This window comes from Aeromonas sp. TS_SC_11 (assembly GCF_057318915.1).
The window spans coordinates 4,046,203-4,065,729 of record NZ_CM170470.1; the positions used below are offsets into that span (position 1 = coordinate 4,046,203).

At 60.0% G+C, this 19,527-nt stretch carries 16 protein-coding genes; 8 read left to right on the forward strand and 8 right to left on the reverse strand.

Features of this window, described 5'->3' with window-relative positions; genetic code table 11:
- Window positions 1–7 precede the first annotated feature (7 nt).
- Together AC1P02_RS18760 and ydiJ are read right to left on the reverse strand one after the other, a co-directional pair.
- A complete protein-coding gene (locus AC1P02_RS18760; RefSeq protein WP_408135143.1) occupies window positions 8–496 on the reverse strand; it encodes a hypothetical protein in 489 nt (162 codons plus the stop codon).
- Window positions 496–3,573, reverse strand: a complete 3,078-nt coding sequence (gene ydiJ / locus AC1P02_RS18765) for a D-2-hydroxyglutarate dehydrogenase YdiJ (protein WP_485182864.1) — start codon at window positions 3,571–3,573, stop codon at window positions 496–498. The genes AC1P02_RS18760 and ydiJ overlap by 1 nt, the downstream gene beginning before the upstream one ends.
- Before the next feature lie 169 nt (window positions 3,574–3,742).
- On the opposite strand from ydiJ, the gene AC1P02_RS18770 reads away from it, so the two are divergent.
- The 3 genes from AC1P02_RS18770 to AC1P02_RS18780 all read left to right on the forward strand — a co-directional run bounded on the left by AC1P02_RS18770 (window position 3,743) and on the right by AC1P02_RS18780 (window position 7,789).
- Window positions 3,743–4,669, forward strand: a complete 927-nt coding sequence (locus AC1P02_RS18770) for a cation diffusion facilitator family transporter (RefSeq protein ID WP_059169658.1) — start codon at window positions 3,743–3,745, stop codon at window positions 4,667–4,669.
- A gap of 286 nt (window positions 4,670–4,955) precedes the next feature.
- Complete coding sequence (locus tag AC1P02_RS18775; protein ID WP_058395455.1) at window positions 4,956–6,491, forward strand: TerC family protein; 1,536 nt, start codon at window positions 4,956–4,958, stop codon at window positions 6,489–6,491.
- A 176-nt stretch (window positions 6,492–6,667) separates the two neighbouring features.
- Window positions 6,668–7,789 (forward strand): alkene reductase, encoded by a 1,122-nt coding sequence (locus AC1P02_RS18780; protein ID WP_429173902.1) that lies wholly within the window; start codon window positions 6,668–6,670, stop codon window positions 7,787–7,789.
- A gap of 101 nt (window positions 7,790–7,890) precedes the next feature.
- Here AC1P02_RS18780 and AC1P02_RS18785 read toward each other — a convergent pair whose 3' ends face one another.
- Entirely contained in the window at window positions 7,891–8,910 is a 1,020-nt protein-coding gene (locus AC1P02_RS18785) for an adenosine deaminase (protein ID WP_429234386.1), read from the reverse strand.
- Between the two features lie 219 nt (window positions 8,911–9,129).
- Here AC1P02_RS18785 and AC1P02_RS18790 point away from each other — a divergent pair, with 219 nt between their 5' ends.
- The 5 genes from AC1P02_RS18790 (at window position 9,130) to AC1P02_RS18810 (ending at window position 14,552) form a co-directional block, all read left to right on the forward strand.
- Window positions 9,130–9,879, forward strand: a complete 750-nt coding sequence (locus AC1P02_RS18790; protein ID WP_485182865.1) for an HAD-IIA family hydrolase — start codon at window positions 9,130–9,132, stop codon at window positions 9,877–9,879.
- A 20-nt stretch (window positions 9,880–9,899) separates the two neighbouring features.
- Window positions 9,900–11,519 (forward strand): cation:proton antiporter family protein, encoded by a 1,620-nt coding sequence (locus tag AC1P02_RS18795; protein ID WP_058395459.1) that lies wholly within the window; start codon window positions 9,900–9,902, stop codon window positions 11,517–11,519.
- An 89-nt stretch (window positions 11,520–11,608) separates the two neighbouring features.
- On the forward strand, window positions 11,609–11,977 hold the full coding sequence (locus AC1P02_RS18800; RefSeq protein ID WP_404296744.1) for a cupin domain-containing protein: 369 nt from the start codon (window positions 11,609–11,611) through the stop codon (window positions 11,975–11,977).
- A 193-nt stretch (window positions 11,978–12,170) separates the two neighbouring features.
- Window positions 12,171–13,835 (forward strand): asparagine synthase B, encoded by a 1,665-nt coding sequence (asnB, locus tag AC1P02_RS18805; protein WP_485182866.1) that lies wholly within the window; start codon window positions 12,171–12,173, stop codon window positions 13,833–13,835.
- Window positions 13,836–14,051: 216 nt separating this feature from the next.
- Complete coding sequence (locus tag AC1P02_RS18810; protein ID WP_485182867.1) at window positions 14,052–14,552, forward strand: thioredoxin family protein; 501 nt, start codon at window positions 14,052–14,054, stop codon at window positions 14,550–14,552.
- Window positions 14,553–14,650: 98 nt separating this feature from the next.
- On the opposite strand, the gene maiA is transcribed toward AC1P02_RS18810, so the two are convergent.
- The 5 genes from maiA to AC1P02_RS18835 form a co-directional block, all read right to left on the reverse strand.
- A complete protein-coding gene (gene maiA, locus AC1P02_RS18815) occupies window positions 14,651–15,289 on the reverse strand; it encodes a maleylacetoacetate isomerase (RefSeq protein WP_485182868.1) in 639 nt (212 codons plus the stop codon).
- 73 nt (window positions 15,290–15,362) lie between these two features.
- Window positions 15,363–16,361 carry a fumarylacetoacetate hydrolase family protein gene (locus AC1P02_RS18820; protein ID WP_485182869.1) on the reverse strand — a complete coding sequence of 333 codons (999 nt, stop codon included), beginning with the start codon at window positions 16,359–16,361 and terminating at the stop codon, window positions 15,363–15,365.
- Between the two features lie 8 nt (window positions 16,362–16,369).
- Window positions 16,370–17,527, reverse strand: a complete 1,158-nt coding sequence (locus AC1P02_RS18825; protein ID WP_169045896.1) for a homogentisate 1,2-dioxygenase — start codon at window positions 17,525–17,527, stop codon at window positions 16,370–16,372.
- Complete coding sequence (hppD, locus tag AC1P02_RS18830) at window positions 17,520–18,632, reverse strand: 4-hydroxyphenylpyruvate dioxygenase (RefSeq protein ID WP_447824827.1); 1,113 nt, start codon at window positions 18,630–18,632, stop codon at window positions 17,520–17,522. The genes AC1P02_RS18825 and hppD overlap by 8 nt, the downstream gene beginning before the upstream one ends.
- Window positions 18,633–18,890: 258 nt before the next feature.
- Window positions 18,891–19,523, reverse strand: coding sequence for an HAD family hydrolase (locus AC1P02_RS18835; RefSeq protein WP_306638459.1), 633 nt, complete (start codon window positions 19,521–19,523; stop codon window positions 18,891–18,893).
- Window positions 19,524–19,527: the final 4 nt, after the last annotated feature.

Below are 19,527 nucleotides of genomic sequence, written 5' to 3' on the forward strand. Positions count from 1 at the left end.
AATCGCATTACCAGGGATAGGTGACGCCAGGCCACTCACTCCAGGGCGTATCACGCCCGGGCAGGCGCGGCGCAGACCAGCGCCATGCCTTGCCAAGCCAGGCGCGCAGCTCGGTTTCCAGCTCGGCATCGGTCAGCGGCGCGTCGGCCACCTTCCAGAAGAAGAGCTCCACTTCCACCTCCGGCAATACCGAGGGGTAGAGATAGACGCCTCCCCAGAACTGTAACTCCCGATCCGGGCTCCACAGGCCATAGGCAAAGGAGCGCTTAGCCAGAAACTCGGCCTGCTGCCACTCCAGATCCCCCTCATGCTGGCTCAGGCTGAATTGGTCAGAGGGCCAGACATCCTGGGGGCGAAACAGTTGATGAAGCTGCTCCCGTTCACGCTGCATGGCCACAAACTCCACCACGGCCTGGGCCGGGGTGGCTGGCAACAGCAGGAAGTGCGGGTGCCGGTAGGCTTGCGGCACCCGAAACCGCTTGGGAAAGGTCAGCATCAGAGCAGTTCCAGCAACGCCTGCAGCGGATGCTTGAGTTTCTCCCCCTCCATCCGCTTGACCTGACTGCGACACGAGTAACCGGTAGCCAGACAGCGATCTTTGGGTAACCTCGACAGGGGCTCTGCCCAGCTGAGACCATAAATCCCCTTGGAATTCTCCACCTGTTTTGCATCGTGGCCATAGGTACCGGCCATGCCGCAGCAGCCCACAGAGACAGGCTGCAGACGAGCACCGAAGCGGCTGAACAGGGTCCCCCAGTCACCGTGAGTCGAGGGCTTGGCCGTCTTCTCGGTGCAGTGGGCAAACAAATACCAGGGCTCAGCCTCTCCTTTTTCATCGACATCCGCGGTGGGCTTGGCAAGGGGCAGGGTGTCGGCCGGAAGAGAAAGCAGCCACTCCTGAGGCAACAACACCTGAAAATCGCCACGGGCCGCGCCGAGGGCCTTGGCATATTCGTCGCGATAGCAGAGCACCAGGGAAGGGTCCACTCCCACCATAGGAATACCCAGCGCCGCTATCTTGTTGAGGAACTGGGCGCTGTTGGCTGCAGTGCGGGCGAAGGCGCGCAGGAAGCCCTTCACGTGCTGGGGCTTGCCGTTGGGCTTGAATGGCAGCAGATAGGGTTGCAGCCCAAGCTTGCTGGCGAGCTTCACCAGATCGCGTACCACGGGGGCGTCGTAATAACTGGTGAACGGATCCTGCACGATCAGCACCACTCTGGCACGCTGCTCGGCATTCATGGCCTCAAGGCCCGGCAGGTCGAAATAGCGCGCCTTGTTGTCGTGCAGGGATTCGGCCAGGGTCGGTACCGAGAGCAAGGGCACATCCACCATGCCGATGCTCTTCTCGGTCGCCTTCTGGGCCCACTCTTTTTCCAGGAAAAAGTTGACCAGTTTCGGCGCCTTGGCCAGCAGCGGCGCATAGCTCTCCACTGTGCCAACGAAGTAATCCTTGGGGCCCCGCAGATAACGGCTATGGTAGAGCTGCATGAAACGGGCACGGAAGGTGGGCACATCCACCTTGATGGGGCACTGGCTGGTACAGGCTTTACACGCCAGACACCCCTCCATCGCCTCCATCACCTCGTGGGAGAAGTCATACTGGCCACGGGCGCGGGCCAGGGTGTTGCGAAACTTGTCGACGATCGCCTTGAAGCGCAGGCCACCCGATTGCAGCGCCACTTCTTCGGCCAGGGGATCGAAGCCCTGCTCCGCCAACTGGCGCAACCATTCGCGCATCAAGCCGGCACGCCCCTTGGGAGAGTGACGTCTGTCTTTGCTGATCTTGACCGAAGGACACATGGGGGAGTCGGTCTCGAAGGTGAAACAGAGGCCATTGCCGTTGCAATCCATGGCGCGGGTATAGCTTTCCCGCACGGCGATGGGGATCTGGCGGTCGAACTTGCCGCGCTTGGGCCCGTCTACCGACACAAGCGAAGCTCCACTGCCATAAGGCATGCAGATCTTGCCCGGATTGATGCGGTTGTCGGGGTCAAAGGCGCCTTTGACCCGCTGCAACTCCTCCCACAACTCGCCGAAGAAGGCGGGGCTGTATTCGGAGCGAAAACCCTTGCCGTGCTCCCCCCACATCAAGCCGCCATATTTGGCGGTGAGCGCCACCACCTGATCCGAGATGCGGCGCAGCAGCACCTCCTGCTCGGGGTCGCACAAGTCCAGCGCGGGACGCACGTGCAATACCCCCGCATCGACGTGGCCGAACATGCCGTAGTCGAGGCCGTGGCCGTCCAGCAGGGCACGAAACTCCATGATGAAATCGGCGAGCGACTCAGGGGGAACGGCCGTGTCTTCGGTGAAGGCCACCGGTTTTTTACGCCCCTCGGCGTTGCCAAGCAGCCCCACCGACTTCTTGCGCATGGCGTAGATGGTCTCGATGCTCGGCAGGTGACTGCACACCTGATAGCCGATGACACCCGCCTCCCCTTGCGCCAGCAGCCCATCGATGCGCCGGCACAATTCAGCCACTTTGGCCTGATGCTCTTGTTCGTCGGTGTCGGCAAACTCGACGATATTGAGCCCTTGCAGATCCTTGCCGGGCACGTCCTCAATGAACGCCTTGACCGAATGCCAGATGATGTCGGCCCGGGCCAGTCCCAGCACGCGGGAATCCACCGTCTCCACCGACAGGGCCTGCGCCTGCACCATAAAAGGGGCATTGCGCAGGGCCGAGGGGAAGCTGTCGTACTTGACGTTGACCAGGGTCCGGTAACGCGGGATCGGTGTGATATTGAGCCTGGCTTCGGTGATGAACCCCAGGGAGCCTTCCGAGCCGCACAGTACCCGGCTCACATCCAGGGTGTCGGTGTCGGGGGCATAGAGGTGCTTGAGATCGTAACCGGTCAGAAAACGGTTGAGCTTGGGGAAAGTGGCTTCGATGTCGGCGCGGCGCTCGCGGCCGATGCGATACAGGGTGCGGTAGATCTCCCCTTCCCGACTCTCGAGGGCCAGCTTGTCTTCAAGACGGGAGCCATTGACCGGCTCTGTGACCATGATGTCACCGTTTTCCAGCACGGCTTTCAAGCCCAGCACGTGATCCGAGGTTTTACCGTAGACGAGCGACCCCTGCCCGGAGGCATCGGTATTGACCATGCCGCCCAGAGTGGCGCGATTGGAAGTGGAGAGATCCGGCGAGAAGAAATAACCATGGGGTTTCAAGTAGGCGTTGAGCTGATCCTTGACCACCCCGGCCTGAGCGCGCACCCAGCCCTCCTCCAGATTAATTTCCATGACCTGGTTCATATGGCGGGAGAGATCGACGATAATGCCGCCGCCCAGGGATTGGCCATTGGTGCCGGTACCGCCGCCGCGAGGGAAGAAATTCAAGGCTGCGTACTCGGGCCCCCGTGCCAACTTGAGCATCACTGCAATGTCATCCGCACTGCGCGGATAGAGCACCGCCTGAGGTACGACCTGATAGACGCTGTTATCCGTCGCCATCGCCAACCGGCTTGCATAAGACTTTTCGATATCACCACGAAATGCTGATCGCGCCAGCAACTCAAGAAACTGCAGGGTTGTAGGTGACAAACTGTCCTGGTAATCGAGTCTCGGGATCATGAATCCTTGTTCCCATCCTTTGCTTGATGCCGGTACTCCGGCGACAAAGACTGCCCTGGCTGCCTCTTTGCGGGTATCAGGGCCAGTCTGCTCACATGTGAGCGGGCAGTATATCAGCTAGAAAACCGCTTGCGCTTGGCAATATTCACCATTTGAAAGGAGGATTGTTATGGCTCACCACAGCCATGTTATCAGTACGTTTATTACCACAGAGAAACAGGCCTTGACCCTGTCACTGTTCGGCAGTATCGCCTTTGCCATCTTCGGGATTGGCTATGGTCTGCTGGTTGGCTCCCACGCCATCATGCTCGATGGCATCTTCAGCCTGTTCAGCATGGGCATGACAGGCCTTGGTCTGGTCACCGCCTATCTGGTTACCCGCCCATCAGATGACCGCTTTCAGTATGGCTACGCTCACTTCGAGCCCATTGCCAACGTCATCAACGGGATCATCATTTTACTGCTCTGTCTCGGTGCCCTCTACAGCGGCATCACGTCACTGCTGGCCGGTGGTCGCGAGATAGATCTCGGTCATGCCCTCATCTGCGCCGCCATCTCCACCTTCTTGTGTGCACTTATCTATGTTGTCGAGGCGCGAATGGCCAAGCGGTTCAACTCGGAGCTGGTGCGCGTCGATTCCGAAGAGTGGCTGGTCGACACCATTTTAAGCGCCACCCTGCTGGTGGGCTTTCTGGTCGCCATGGGCCTCGATGCCATGGGCCATGGTCAATACAACCGCTACATAGACCCCATGCTGGTCTCTCTGCTGGCCCTGTGCGCCACCCTCATTCCCATCAAGGTGCTGAGCCGCAATCTGCGAGAAGTGTTGAAGATTGCCCCCAAGGGCGATGTGTCCCAGCGGGTTGCCAGCGAGATTGAAGCCCTGCGCCAGCGCCATGGCATCGAGTGCTACAGCCATCTGGCCAAGAGCGGTCGTCGCTTCGATCTGGAGTTGAACATACTGGTGGCACCGGGGCAGGAGTGGCCTGTCGAGCGCCAGGATGCCCTGCGCCAGGAGCTCTGGTCACGCCTCGGCGATACCCTGGGGGATGCCTGGCTCTCGGTCTGCTTCACCCGCGAAAAACGCTGGTTGTAACGATCCACAGGGGGAGTGCAGCCAGGCGGCCTCCCCTGCGTCATCACATCTTCATCGCCCTGCTCTTGCCAAAGCGCCGATTCTCGCTATCATCAGGGCTCATTTTTAACCCGAGGTTTTATTGCCCATCATGGACAACCCCCGAAGTTACCTTTCGTTTCTTCCTGTCAAACTCTGTCTTTACCTGCTTCATCAGCGCCTCTGAATAACGCCATTGCCTTGCACTGCCGCGGTCACTGTTGCCGTGACTGATACCCGCTCTGTCTGTATTTATTGAGGTCATTACATGGAATTGCTGCTGGATCCCCACATCTGGGTTGGTCTGTTTACCCTGATCATTCTGGAAATCGTGCTCGGGATAGACAACCTGGTCTTCATCGCCATCCTGGTGAAAAAACTGCCCCCCGCCCAGCGGGATCGTGCCCGTATCATAGGCCTGTCACTGGCGCTGCTGATGCGCCTGGGCCTGCTCAGCGTGATGTCATGGTTGGTCACCTTGACCACCCCCATCCTTCACCTCGGTGATTTTGCCTTCTCCGGTCGGGATCTCATCCTGATGGGCGGCGGCCTGTTCCTGCTGTTCAAGGCCACCACCGAGCTCCATGAGCGGCTGGAAGCCAAACAGCCAGAAGATGGCCCGGTCGGCGTCTATGCCAGCTTTGGCGTGGTGATCACCCAGATCCTGGTGCTGGATGCCATCTTCTCGCTGGACTCCATCATCACGGCAGTGGGCATGGTGGAACATCTCTGGGTCATGATGGCGGCCGTCACCATCGCCATGGCGGTGATGGTGCTCGCATCAAAGCCGCTGACCCGCTTCGTCAACGCCCACCCCACAGTGGTGGTGCTCTGCCTGAGCTTCCTGCTGATGATAGGCTTCAGCCTGGTGGCGGAAGGGTTCGGTTTCCATATTCCCAAGGGCTACCTCTACGCGGCCATCGGTTTCTCCGTGCTTATCGAGTTCTTCAACCAGTTGTCCCAGCGCAGCGCAGAGCGTCATGAGGCCAAGTTGCCCCTGCGCGAGCGCACCACGGCCGCCATCTTCAAACTGATGGGCAGCAAGGCGTATCAGGACAGGCCGGATGATGACCTGGATGCACCGACACCTCAGCCGCTGAGCTTCGGGGAGGAGGAGCGCTACATGGTGACCGGGGTACTGTCCCTTGCCGATCGATCCATCCGCACCATCATGACCCCTCGCTCCGACATGGCCTGGATCGACGTCAATGACTCGGTCGAAGAGATCCGTGCCGTGTTGCAACGGGAACCCCACAGCCTGTTCCCGGTTTGTGACGGCGATCTGGACGAAGTCATAGGTGTGCTCAAGGCGCGGGATCTGCTGTTTGCCCTCAACGAGGGGCAGTCCCTGACCGAGCTGGCCAAACAAAATGACCCCATTATCGTGCCCCAGACCATCAACGTGATCCGCTTGCTGGCAGAGCTGCGCAAGGCCAAAGGCAGCCTCATTCTGGTCGCCGACGAGTTTGGCGTCATCCAGGGTCTGGTGACCACCCACGATCTGCTGGAAGCCATCGTCGGCGAGCTGCCTGATGAAGACGAAACCCCGGACATGGTGCGTGATGGCGAGAGCTGGCTCATCAATGGCAGTACCAACATCCACCATGTGGAGCAGGTGCTGGAATACGAGGGGCTGGTGAGTGACAGCGATGAATACGTGACGCTCGCGGGCATGCTGCTCTCCCACTTCGGCACACTGCCGACTCCGGGCCAGCAGCTGCAATTGCAGCAGTTGCATTTCGAGGTGATCGAAGTCAGCGAGCGTCGCATCGAACGGGTGCGCGTCACACCGTTGAACCCCTGATCACACGACCGCTCGACCAACCAAAAAAGAGAGCCAATCGGCCCTTTTTTTTATGGCTATTTGCCGCTTGACGCTTGATTGCTGCATCAAGTGCAATTCTTTTCTGCAATTACCCCTCTTTTTCACAAATAAAAGCAGGACTAGAGTGACCTCAATCCCACCATGAGGAACACAAAATGAGCCACGACAACCTGTTCTGCCCGCTGCGTCTGGGCCAGTTGCACCTTAACAACCGCATCGTCATGCCCCCCATGACACGCTCCCGTGCCAGTCAACCCGGTGACGTGGCCAACGCCATCATGGCCACTTATTACGCCCAGCGCGCCGAGGCCGGCCTCATCATCAGCGAAGGCACCCAGATAGACCCGCTGGGCAAGGGCTACGCCTGGACCCCCGGGATCCACAGCGCCGAGCAGGTAGCGGGCTGGAAGGGAGTGACCGATGCTGTCCATGCCAAGGGGGGCACCATCTTTGCCCAGCTCTGGCACGTGGGGCGCATCACGCATACTGACAATATCGGCGGGGCCCAGCCCATCTCTTCGTCTGCCATCAGAGCAGAAGGGGTGCGGGTATTTGTCGATAACGGCAGCGATGCTCCCGGTTTTGTCGAGACCACAACCCCGCGCGCCATGACCCAGAGCGACATAGATGCGGTAGTGGGCCAGTTCCGCCAGGCGGCTCGCAATGCCCTGAACGCCGGCTTTGACGGCATAGAGCTGCACGCTGCCAACGGTTACCTCATCAACCAGTTCCTCGACTCCGAGTCCAATACCCGCACCGACAACTACGGTGGCTCACTGGAAAATCGCCTGCGTTTCCTCAAAGAGGTGACACAAGCGGTCAGTGCCGAAATCGGGGCGGACAGGGTCGGAGTGCGCCTTGCGCCGCTCACCACCCTCAACGGCACCGTTGATGCCAACCCGCAAGAGACCTATCTGGCCGCCGCTCGCTTGCTGGGTGAACTGGACGTCACCTATCTGCATATCGCCGAAGCGGACTGGGACGATGCGCCCCTGATGGCGGAAAACTTCAAGCAGGGGTTGCGAGATGCCTTCCCCAACACCCTCATCTATGCAGGCAAGTATGACGGTGAGCGAGCGCGTGCCGCCCTCAAGGCGGGCTGGGCCGACATGATTGGCTTTGGTCGTCCCTTCGTGGCCAACCCGGATCTGCCGAACCGGTTGCGCCACGGTTACCCCCTCGCCCCCCACGATCCGGCGACCCTGTTTGGCGGCGGTGAGAAGGGACTGACCGACTACCCGACCTATCAGGCGCTAGCCGAGACGCAGTCAGCCTGAGACGGGCAAGCCGCCCACCTCGGTCACAAAGCCGCACAGTAAAACGCGCCCGCTATTGATGCGGGCGCGTTTTTTGGGGTGTGGAGTCAGCGAGCCAGAGGTCAGTAGAGAGCAACACCGTAACAGGCGGCGTAGCTCCTTATTTCCCGGGTCAGCCGCGCCTTGTCCGCCAGGCTGAGCCAGCTCGCCTCGACGGCATTGAGCGACAAGCGGCAAAGCTGGTTCATGCTGGCGCCAAGATCATGGGCCAGGGCGTGGAAGTTGGCTGCCATGTAGCCGCCAAAATAGGCGGGATCGTCGGAGTTGATGGTGACGCACAGCCCCTGCTCCAGCAGGGTCAGCACATTGTGATGGGCCATTCGCTCAAACACTCTGAGACGGGTATTGGAAAGGGGGCAGACGGTGAGCGGCAACCGGGTATCGGCCAGATAACGCAGTAGGTCGGGATCATCGACGCAGCGCACCCCGTGATCGATGCGGCGTACCTGCAGCTCATGGATGGCCTGCCAGATATACTCGGCCGGCCCTTCTTCGCCTGCGTGGGCCACCACAGGCAGCCCCAGCTCGCGACAACGGGCAAAGACCCGGGCAAACTTGGCGGGGGGATTGCCCTTCTCTCCCGAATCGAGACCAATGCCGTGAATGCGGGCGAGAAAAGGCATGGCGTCATCCAGGATGGCGAACGCTGCCTCTTCACTCAGATGACGCAGAAAACTCATGATAAGCCGCCAGCTGATGCCCAGCTCCCGCTCCCCCGCCTGCAGCGCCCGTTCTATGCCCCCCAGCACGGTGGCAAAGGGGATGCCTCGGGCGGTGTGGGTTTGCGGATCGAAGAAGATCTCCACATGCACCACCTTGTCGGCGGCGCAGCGCTTGAGATAGGCCCAGGTGAGATCGAAAAAATCCTGTTCTGTGATGAGTACGCTGGCGCCAAGGTAGTAGAGATCAAGGAAGGATTGCAGACAGTCAAAGTCATAGGCGGCGCGCACGCTCCCCACGTCGGACCAGGGCAGCGCCACCCCGTTGCGGGCGGCCAGCATAAACATCAGCTCCGGCTCGAGTGACCCCTCTATATGCAGGTGCAACTCCAGCTTGGGCAAACCGGCAATAAAGTTATCCATGATGACGGCTCCATCAGCACACAGACAGCGAGACCTGCCACTTGCAGAGCGGATCCCTTCCCTCTCCCTTTTCATTGTGTACCTATCTCGCCTGGTAGGGGGAGACTTGTCATCAAACCGACTTATAATGGCGTCACAAAAACAACATAACTGATTGAAGATATTAAGAGTTGGCGTCCGCCCCGCGTTCACTCTTGTGCCCTATACAAAGGAGTTCCCATGAAAAAAAGCGTCATCTGTGACATCGACGGCGTCATTCTGCACAACAACGATCTCATCCCCGGTGCCGACCGCTTCGTTCATCGCCTGCTGGAACAGGACACCAAGCTCTTGTTCCTCACCAACTACCCGGCCCAGACCCAGAAAGATCTGCAAAACCGCTTCCGCTCCGCCGGGATCGAAGTGCCGGAGGAGTGCTTCTACACCTCCGCCATGGGTACAGCCGATTTTCTCAAACGCCAGGATGGCAAGAAGGCCTATGTGATTGGTGAGGGGGCCCTGACCCACGAGCTCTACAAGGCCGGTTTCACCATCACCGACATAGACCCCGACTTCGTGGTCGTGGGCGAGACCCGCAACTACAACTGGACCATGATGCAGCTGGGGGCCAAGTTTGTGGATCAGGGGGCCCGCTTCATCGCCACCAATCCGGATACCCATGGCCCCATGATGCATCCGGCCTGCGGCGCCCTCTGCGCCCCCATAGAGCGGATGACGGGCAAGAAGCCGTTTTATGTGGGCAAGCCGAGCGCCTGGATCATTCGCGCGGCATTGAACCGGATGGAGGCCCATTCCGACGACACCATCATCATCGGCGACAACCTGCGCACCGATATTCTGGCGGGCTTCCAGGCCGGTCTTGAAACCGTGCTGGTGCTGTCAGGGGTGAGCAAGGTCGCGGATATCGATCGCATGCCGTTTCGCCCGAACCACATCTTCGACTCAGTCGTGGATATCGATATCGTCTGATGTGATCACAGGAGTCATCCATGGAACCGCTCTTCATTGCCGTCGCCTTCGCCTGCGGCATGCTGGTCAACCTGGTGGGGCTGCCTCCCCTGATCGGTTTTCTCGCCGCCGGTTTTGTGCTTAATGCCCTCGGCTATCAAAGCTCCGAAGTGCTGACGACGGTGGCCGAGCTGGGGGTGACCCTGATGCTGTTCACCATAGGCCTCAAGCTCAACATCAAGACCTTGCTGCGCCGGGACGTATGGGGCACCGCCACCGTCCATATCCTGCTCTCCAGCGGCCTGTTCTGGGTGATCCTGCTCGTCTGCAAGGGGCTCGGCATGACCTTGATGCTGGATCTGGAGTGGCCCCACGCCATCATGCTCGGGTTTGCCCTCTCTTTTTCCAGTACCGTTTTTGCGGTCAAGGTGCTGGAGGATCGCAGCGACATGAATGCCCTCTATGCCAAGCTGGCCATCGGGGTGCTGATCATGCAGGACATCTTTGCTGTGGGCTTTCTGACCGCCTCCACCGGCAAATTGCCCAGCATCTGGGCGATCTGGATACTGGCGCTGCCCTTCCTGCGCCCCCTGCTGTTCAAGCTGCTGGAGCGGGCCGGTCACGGTGAATTGCAGATGCTGATGGGGATCACCCTGGCCCTGGTGCTGGGGGCCGCCGCCTTTGAGGCTGTCGGCTTGAAGCCGGACTTGGGGGCCCTGGTGATCGGCATGTTGCTGGCTTCCCACCCGGCGGCGGCGGGGATGGCAAAATCCCTGTTCAGCCTCAAGGATCTGTTCCTCATCTGCTTTTTCCTCTCCATCGGCCTCAACGGCATGCCGACCCAGGAAACCATGTGGATGGCACTGGTGCTGATGCTGGCACTGCCGCTCAAAAGCGCCCTCTACTATCTGGTCTACAGCGGTGCCCGGCTGCGGGTGCGAACCGCGTTGCTCTCGACGCTGGCTCTCACCAACTACTCGGAGTTCGGCCTGATTGTGGCCGCCATTGCCGCCAAGGCGGGCTGGCTCTCCCACGAATGGCTGGTCGCCCTCTCGCTGGCGCTGGCGGGCAGCTTCATGCTGTCGGCCCCGCTCAATAGCTACAGCGAGTGGATCTATCAGCATATAGGCCCCTGGTTGCGCCGCCTGCAATCGGACACCCTGCACCTGGATGACAGGCCCATCGAACTGGGGGATGCAGAGGTGATCATCCTCGGCATGGGGCGCATCGGACAGGGCGCCTATCATGAGCTGGAGCGCAAATATGGCAACGTCATACTGGGGGTCGAGAACAACGGGGACAAGGCCCCCCTGCTGCGCGAACAGGGAATGAACGTGCTGGAAGGGGATGCCACCGATACCGACTTCTGGGACAAGGTGATCCTCTCCCATCAGGTTCAGCTGGTGATCCTCGCCATGCCCCATCACTCGGGCAACCTCTACGCCATCGACAAGCTGCGCAGCCACGGTTTTCACGGCAAGATAGCGGCCATAGTCCGCTTTGAGGATGATATCGCCTCCCTGCGTGAACAGGGCGTCGATGCAGTGTTCAACGTCTACGACGAGGCAGGCAGCGGCTTCGCTCGCCACGTCATCAGGGAGTTGCAGCCACTCGGCACCGAGGCCCCCCTTGTCAAGGAGTGGCCACCTCGTTTAACTTAACGTCAACATTGTTAAACAAACTAAACGAGTGCGGGGCCAGGAAGGCCCCGCACTCTCAATCTCTCACTCACCATTGGCAAGGATGCACCATGAAAACCCTCAACGACTGGATTTTGCTCGACCGCCACGAGGCGGCCCCTACCCCGCTGATGCCCGCCCCCGAGCGAATTAAAGCGGGCAACCCGGCGCAAACGGTGTGGAACCACTACTCCGACCCCAGCCAGCAGTTTCACGTGGGCTTCTGGGCCTGCGAGCCGGGGCGCTGGGCCATCCACTACACGGAGCACGAATATTGCCAGCTTCTGGAAGGGGATGTGGTGATCCACGACAGCCTGGGGGGTCAACTTGCCCTCAAACCGGGGGATCAGTTCGTTATTCCGGCGGGCTTTGTCGGGGAGTGGGAGACACTCACTCCCTGTCGCAAGGTCTATGTGATCTTCGAGCCCGCCACCGCTTAACGTTGGCGTCAACTCGCCCTGTTTTTCCACTCATCCCATCTGCCCGTCTGCTTGACGTTTACGGCATGATTTTCTGCGGTTTTCCCGCTTGCAAAAGGTTTTTGCGCTAGGCATTGTGATTGACGAGGAATGTAAATGGAATTTCGAGCCCGTATGTGGGGGGCTCCTATAAAAATCAAGAGGATTACCGCCAATGTGTTCTATTTTCGGCATTCTGGACATCAAATCCGATGCAGCAGCCTTGCGCAAATCGGCGCTGGAGATGTCCAAGCGATTGCGTCACCGCGGTCCTGACTGGTCCGGCATCTACAGCTCAGACAAAGCCATACTGGTGCACGAGCGCCTGGCCATCGTCGATCCGGGCAATGGCGCCCAGCCGCTCTACAACCCGGAGCGCACTCACGTATTGGCCGTCAACGGCGAGATCTACAACCACAAGGAACTCGAGAAGAACCTCAAGGTCGACTTCCAGTTCCAGACCCACTCCGACTGCGAGGTGCTGCTGGCACTCTACAAGGAGAAGGGCCCCGCCTTTTTGGACAATCTCAACGGCATCTTCGCCTTCATCCTCTATGACGCCGAGCAGGATGCCTACCTGATTGGTCGTGACCATATGGGGATCATCCCCCTCTATACCGGTCGCGACGAGCACGGCAACTTCTATGTCGCCTCCGAGATGAAAGCCCTGGTGCCGGTTTGCAAGAGCGTCGAAACCTTCCCGCCCGGACATTACCTCTGGAGCAAGGATGGTGAACTCAAGCAGTGGTACAAGCGCGACTGGATGGAATACGGCGCTGTCGAGCACAAGGTCAGCGACAGAGCGGAACTGAAAGCTGCGCTGGAAGCGGCCGTCAAGCGTCAGCTGATGTGCGACGTGCCCTATGGTGTGCTGCTCTCCGGCGGACTGGATTCGTCCGTCATCTCCGCCATTGCCAAGATCTACGCCGCCCGCCGGGTGGAGGACGATGGCAACAGTGCTGCCTGGTGGCCGCAGCTGCACTCCTTTGCCGTGGGGCTGGAAGGCTCGCCGGATCTCGCCGCCGCCCGCAAGGTGGCCGACCATCTGGGCACGGTTCACCATCAGATCCACTTCTCGGTACAAGAGGGGTTGGATGCCCTGCGGGACGTCATCTATCACCTCGAGACCTATGACGTCACCACCATCCGCGCTTCTACCCCCATGTACCTGATGGCCCGTTATATCAAGGCGATGGGCATCAAGATGGTGCTCTCCGGTGAAGGTTCCGACGAGCTGTTCGGTGGCTACCTCTACTTCCACAAGGCGCCCAACGCCAAAGAGTTCCACGAAGAGAACGTGCGCAAGCTCGCCTCCCTGCATCTCTATGACTGCCTGCGGGCCAACAAGTCCATGGCCGCCTGGGGTGTGGAAGGCCGCGTGCCCTTCCTCGACAAGGAGTTCATGGACGTGGCGATGCGCCTCAACCCTGCCGACAAGATGTGTGGCAACGGCAAGATCGAGAAGCACATACTGCGGGAAGCGTTCGAGGAGCTGTTGCCCCACGAAGTGGCCTGGCGCCAGAAGGAGCAGTTCTCCGACGGCGTGGGTTACTCCTGGATTGACAGCCTCAAAGCCATGGTCGAGGTCGAAGTGACGGATCAGATGTTCGAGGCGGCGGCATTCCGCTTCCCCGTCAACACCCCGCTCACCAAGGAGGCCTATTTTTATCGCGCCATCTTCGACGAGCACTTCCCGCTGGAGTCCGCCGCCCGTACCGTGCCCTACGGAAAGTCGGTCGCCTGCTCCACCCCGACCGCCTTGGAGTGGGATGCCAAGTTCAAAGAGATGGCCGACCCGTCCGGTCGCGCCGTGATGGACGTCCACCAGCAGAGTTACTGACAGGCTGACGGGTATACGCAGATAAGCAAATACCCACGACCAAGCCAGTCCATCACTACCAAGCCCCTCACTCAGCTGAGGGGCTTTTGTTTTTCCGCGTCTATCCATTTCCATTTTTCGCATATTCCCTGCCACGCTTGCCACTTGGCGAAGGGGCTCGCTCGTGTCACATTGTTCCGGCTTGGAAGCAACGAATAACAACACAAGGAGAAAAAGATGAACCGACTGCTATTGCCGCTGGTGCTTGGCACGGCCCTGTTCCATGGCGAGGCGTACAGCGCCGGCCATCTCTGGGCCAAGGAGCTGCCCGATTACAGTCAGGGATATGACGAGCAGCGGGATCCGGCGCAGGATCTGGCCTCCGCCACCGCCAAGGCACAGAGGGAGGGCAAGAAGGTGTTGCTGCTGGTGGGCGGAGAATGGTGCAGCTGGTGCCAGGAGATGAACCACTTTCTGGACCGGGAGCCAACCCTTGCCAGTCAGTTCAACCAGACCTTCGTGGTGGTCAAAGTGAACGTCAGCAAGGCGAACAAGAACGAGCCCTTCCTGAAACGCTACCCCGAGTATATTGGGGTGCCCCACTTCTACGTGCTGGATGCCAAGGGCAAGCTGCTGGAATCGGTCAATACCGGGATGCTGGAAAAGGGAAAGAGCTACGACGAGGCGAAATTCGACAAGTTTATCGCCTTCTTCCAGCCACTATCTGAACGCAGCTGAGTTGCCTCGACTCATCCCATAACGCCATCGCCCCGCACTGTTGGAGACAAGGGGGCGGGGCGACGGGTTTCAAAAAACGCTTTCGAGTCAGTCAAATATCAAGGCTGCGCATCCGGCTGATTGGCGGGTGCGGCCTTGATAAAGGCCTGCAGCTGCTCGCAGTTGGCGACGATACGCGCGATGGTGGGGTACTCATCCAGCGTCATGTCGTAGCGGCGGGCGTTGTAGACCTGAGGCACCAGCATGCAATCGGCCAGGGTCACCTCGTTGCCGACGCAATAGACGCCGGCCGTGGTCATCAGCAAGGGTTCGAGTACCCTGAAGGTCTCGTCAATCCAGTGGCGATACCAGGCATCACGCTGCGCCTTGCCCAGCCCCAGCTCCTGATCCAGATAGGTGAGTACCCGCAGGTTGTCGAGCGGGTGCGTGTCGCAGGCGATCATGTTGACTATCTGGCGCACCCTGGCCCGCGCCTGGGCGGCCGAGGGCATCAGCGGATAGGCAGGATAGGTTTCGTCAAGGTATTCCATGATGGCAACCGACTGACCGAACTGCACATCCCCGTCGATAAGAAAGGGCACCAGCCCCTGGGGATTGACACGATGATAGGCCTTCTCGCGCTGCTCGCCCTGCCTCAAGTTGACCGGGTGATACTCATAATCGAGCCCCTTGAGCTGCATGACTATCCGTACCCGATAACTTGCCGATGAACGCCAATATCCAAACAACTGCAACATAATCTGTCCCTGTGTTGGCAGGTGCACGGGCACCTGCCGTTCACCAGTCGGCCCTGTGTCCGCGCTGGCTTATTCACTTCGTCTGGCTGGCATCCTGTTGCGTGACTTTTTGCAAAATGGTGCCGAACAGACTCATCCCGTTGCGATCCTGCATCGCGATGGACACTGTATCACCAAAGCACAGAAAGGGTGTAGTGGCTTGACCTGACTCGATAATTTCCAACATCCGCCGCTCGGCGAGGCAGGAGGAACCGGCGCTGCGGTCATAGTTGGAGACAGTACCCGAGCCGATAATGCAGCCCGCCCCGAGCGGCCGGGTTTTGGCGGCATGGGCGACCAGCTCGAAGAAGTTGAAGGTCATGTCCACCCCGGCGTTGGGCGCCCCGAAAATCGCGCCGTTGAGGTGCGTTTCCAGCGGCAGATGCACCTTGCCATCCTGCCAGTCACTGCCCAACTCGTCCGGCGTGATGGCCACCGGCGAGAAGGCGCTCGACGGTTTGGACTGGAAGAAGCCAAAGCCCTTGGCAAGCTCGCCCGGAATAAGGTTGCGCAGGCTCACGTCGTTCACCAGCATCAACAGTTTGACGTGGGCGGCCGCCGCCTGCGGGCTGGTTCCCATGGGCACGTCGTCGGTAATGATGGCCACTTCCGACTCAAAATCGATACCCCAGGCCTCCGAGCCCATGACGATGGGACCACGGGGGGCTAGGAAGCAGTCCGAGCCGCCCTGATAGATCAGGGGATCGTGCCAGAAGCTTTCCGGCATCTCGGCGCCGCGGGCCTTGCGCACCAGCTCCACATGGTTGACGTAGGCGCTGCCATCCGCCCACTGGTAGGCTCGGGGCAAGGGCGAGAGACACTCACTCTCATCAAATGGGAAGGCATCGGCACAGGTGCCATCGTTGAGGGTCTGATAGACGGCGGCAAGGCGCGGGGCCGTTTGTGCCCACTCATCCAGCGCCGACTGCAGGGTGAGGGCGATGGATGGCACCCGCACCGCGCGGCTCAAGTCACGGCTGACCACCACCAGAGCGCCATCGCGCTTGCCATTGTTCAAGGTTGCAAGTTTCATAAAAATCCTTATTTGCCAGTGGCAGTCGAAAGTTCGGGACGCTGCCAGCTGCTGACGTAGCGCGGGTTTTCTATCCCCTCGCACAGGCTGCCGACGTTCAGCGCATCGCGGGTATCCAGCATCACGGCCACCTCGTCGGTGAACTTCTTGGCATAGGCCTGCCCCGCCGCAAACGCCTTGGGATGGGGGCCGTGGGTAAAGCCGGCAGGGTGGAAGGTAACCATGCCCCGCTCGATATTGTCCCGACTGAAGAAGTCCCCTGCGTGATAGAAGAGCACCTCGTCGTAGTCGTCGTTGCTGTGATAGAAGGGCACCTTGAGGGCGCCGGGGTCACTCTCTATGGGGCGCGGCACGAAGGTACAGATGACGAACCGGCTCGCCACGAAGGTGGAATGGGCCGAGGGCGGCAAGTGGTAGCGGTGGCTCATCAGCGGGCGAATGTCGCGCCAGTTGAGGCGTACCACGCACAAGTCCCCGTGCCAGCCCTGGGCATCCAGCGGATTGAAGGGCCAGGTGATGACCGACACTTGGTTGTGGCGCTTGACCTGCAGCGACCAGGGATTTTCATCCTGCTGGGCCAGAAAGCGTTCATTGATGGCGGGCACATCCAGCGCCGCCGGGTCAAAGATGGCGTGATTGCCCACCAGTCCCTTGTCCGGCAGCTGATAGCTGTCATTAGTCGCCTCTATCATCAGGATGAACATGGGCGCCGTGGGCTCGATGCGCCACATGGTGCCACGGGGGATCACCACATAGTCGCCGTCCCGCAAGGTCAGGTGGCCGTAGTCGCAGTAGAAATCGCCACTGCCCTCATGGATAAACAGCAGCTCGTCACCGTCGGCGTTGCGCACCAGAAACGGCATAGGCTCGTGCAAACGCCACATCCGGTAGCGGCAGTGAGCATTGTGCAGAATATCCGGCATCACCCAGGGGGAGAGGGAACTCACCTCCTCCTGCAAGCCGTTCAAGTCAAACGCCCTCGGCCGCAGCGGCCCCTCCCAGTTGGTCCAGTCGGTAGGGGCATGCTTGTGGTGCATGTGGGTGGCGGGGCCGAAGAAACCGGCCCGCCCCAGTTCGCGCTCGTAGATGGCCTGCTCTGGCAGGTCGGCATGCGCCTGACGGGAGTGAGTTCCCTCCCGATGGGGAAAGCTTATCCAGTTACGCATCGCTGGGTTCTCCATGCAGTACACCACGGCGGATCTGGTCCAGTTCAATGGATTCGAACAGTGCCTGGAAATTGCCCTCGCCAAACCCTTCATTGCCCTTGCGCTGAATGATCTCGAAGAACACAGGGCCTATGACGGTGTCGGTGAAGATCTGCAGCAGAATGCCGTCCTTGGTGGGAGAACCATCGATGAGGATCTGCAGATCCTTGAGGGAGGCCAGATCTTCCTGATGGCCCTCGACCCGGCTGTTGACCTTCTCGTAGTAGGTGTCCGGGGTCGGCATAAAACCGGTGCCACGGCCACGCAGGGTGCGTATGGTCTGGTAGATGTCGCTGGAGGCCAAGGCTATGTGCTGGATCCCCTCCCCCTTGTACTGACGCAGGTACTCCTCGATCTGGGACTTGTCATCGGAGGATTCGTTGATGGGGATGCGGATTTTGCCGCAGGGGGCCGTCATGGCACGGGAATGCAGGCCGGTGAGCTTGCCTTCGATGTCGAAGTAGCGAATCTCCCGGAAGTTGCCGATCCGCTCATAGAAGTTCGACCAGACATCCATGTTGCCACGCTGGACGTTGTGGGTCAGGTGATCGATCTCGTAGAGCCCCGCATCCACCTCGGCCATGCGCGCCTGCCAGTCAGGGTACAACACAAAATCCACATCATAGATGGAGCCCCTGTCGCCGTAGCGGTCAACAAACGACAGTGTGCTCTCGCCTATGCCATAGATGGCGGGAATGTTGAGCTCCATGGGCCCTATCTTGCCGACGAAGGGCTTGGCCCCCTTGGTGATGGCATATTGCTGGGCCTTGCCCGCATCCGCCACCCGAAATGCCATGCCGCACACACTGGGCCCGTGCAGGCTGGCGAACTGCTCCGCCTGGGAGTGTGGCTCGGCGTTGACCACGAAGTTGATGTCACCCTGACGATAGAGCCAGCACTGCTTGTGCTTGTGCTTTGCCACTTCGGCAAAACCCAGTGAAACGAATAACGCCTTGAGGGCGGCAATGCCCTTGGCATCCGGCGCCGTGTACTCGACGAATTCGAAGCCATCCGAGCCGAGGGGATTGATGGTGTGGGAACGGGAAGAGGAGGAAGTGGTCGTCATGATGCGCTCCTTGCAATGTGCTGATGACAAAAAGTGGTTAAAGCGGTTTGACTTGGGGCGACGGCCTGACCGTCGATCCCGTCAAACAGGCCTTGTTAACAACTTGTTTCATTAGATGCAGGTGCGCGGCAGAAGAGAAGAGGCGGGTTTCAGATAGTTTCTCGGGGTTCTCCACCAAAAGATGTAAATAGATTGTGACATTCAAGCCGCAGCCTTGCGGATCGCCCCATGGCGACCCGCAGGGCTGTCAGCTTTGCCTTACAGTCGCCAGCATTTGGTCATGATGTGGGGCAAACAGGCCTGCGCCTTTTGCAGACGAAGGGGGGTGGGATTGATGAGCCAGGCCTCTGCACCCTGCGCCAGCAGCGGCAGATCGTGCAGGCTGTCACTCAGGGCCAGCGTCACAGTGAGGGCGCGGATCTCGGGCAGTATCTTGTGCTGGCCGTGGCAGTAAAAGCGCGGCATCAAGCCGCCCAAGCGGTAGTGCATCCGCGAGCCCAGGGTGCGATGGGGCAGCTTGCCAGGCAACTGTTGATAGAGCTGCCCGCGCACCAGGGCGCGAGGGCTGGCGGAGATCACCCAGCAGCGATCACCGTCTTTCATCAGCAAGGCGCGCGCCTCGCGAAACAGCCCAGGCCGGGTGCGGCAATAGGCCCGCACCAGTTTGCGCCAGCCCAGTGGCGAAAGCCCCAGTGTGATGGCCCACCAGATCAGCGAAATCCCCTGCCTGCGCCGGCTTGGCACTAGGTAAACCAAGCCACCCAGTGCGATCACCGGCAGCAGCAACAGCGGCCAGAGCCGGCGACGCAATATGTAACGCAGCAAGCCGGCGTGGCTGTCGCCCGGGGCCAGGGTGTCGTCAAAGTCAGCCAGGATCCAGTCTGTACGCATAGTG

Bases quoted from the DNA above. Each gene is read 5' to 3' on its own strand.
- AC1P02_RS18760 (WP_408135143.1), bottom strand. From the start codon at position 496: ATGCTGACCTTTCCCAAGCGGTTTCGGGTGCCGCAAGCCTACCGGCAC.
- ydiJ (WP_485182864.1), bottom strand. From the start codon at position 3,573: ATGATCCCGAGACTCGATTACCAGGACAGTTTGTCACCTACAACCCTG.
- AC1P02_RS18770 (WP_059169658.1), top strand. From the start codon at position 3,743: ATGGCTCACCACAGCCATGTTATCAGTACGTTTATTACCACAGAGAAA.
- AC1P02_RS18775 (WP_058395455.1), top strand. From the start codon at position 4,956: ATGGAATTGCTGCTGGATCCCCACATCTGGGTTGGTCTGTTTACCCTG.
- AC1P02_RS18780 (WP_429173902.1), top strand. From the start codon at position 6,668: ATGAGCCACGACAACCTGTTCTGCCCGCTGCGTCTGGGCCAGTTGCAC.
- AC1P02_RS18785 (WP_429234386.1), bottom strand. From the start codon at position 8,910: ATGGATAACTTTATTGCCGGTTTGCCCAAGCTGGAGTTGCACCTGCAT.
- AC1P02_RS18790 (WP_485182865.1), top strand. From the start codon at position 9,130: ATGAAAAAAAGCGTCATCTGTGACATCGACGGCGTCATTCTGCACAAC.
- AC1P02_RS18795 (WP_058395459.1), top strand. From the start codon at position 9,900: ATGGAACCGCTCTTCATTGCCGTCGCCTTCGCCTGCGGCATGCTGGTC.
- AC1P02_RS18800 (WP_404296744.1), top strand. From the start codon at position 11,609: ATGAAAACCCTCAACGACTGGATTTTGCTCGACCGCCACGAGGCGGCC.
- asnB (WP_485182866.1), top strand. From the start codon at position 12,171: ATGTGTTCTATTTTCGGCATTCTGGACATCAAATCCGATGCAGCAGCC.
- AC1P02_RS18810 (WP_485182867.1), top strand. From the start codon at position 14,052: ATGAACCGACTGCTATTGCCGCTGGTGCTTGGCACGGCCCTGTTCCAT.
- maiA (WP_485182868.1), bottom strand. From the start codon at position 15,289: ATGTTGCAGTTGTTTGGATATTGGCGTTCATCGGCAAGTTATCGGGTA.
- AC1P02_RS18820 (WP_485182869.1), bottom strand. From the start codon at position 16,361: ATGAAACTTGCAACCTTGAACAATGGCAAGCGCGATGGCGCTCTGGTG.
- AC1P02_RS18825 (WP_169045896.1), bottom strand. From the start codon at position 17,527: ATGCGTAACTGGATAAGCTTTCCCCATCGGGAGGGAACTCACTCCCGT.
- hppD (WP_447824827.1), bottom strand. From the start codon at position 18,632: ATGACGACCACTTCCTCCTCTTCCCGTTCCCACACCATCAATCCCCTC.
- AC1P02_RS18835 (WP_306638459.1), bottom strand. From the start codon at position 19,523: ATGCGTACAGACTGGATCCTGGCTGACTTTGACGACACCCTGGCCCCG.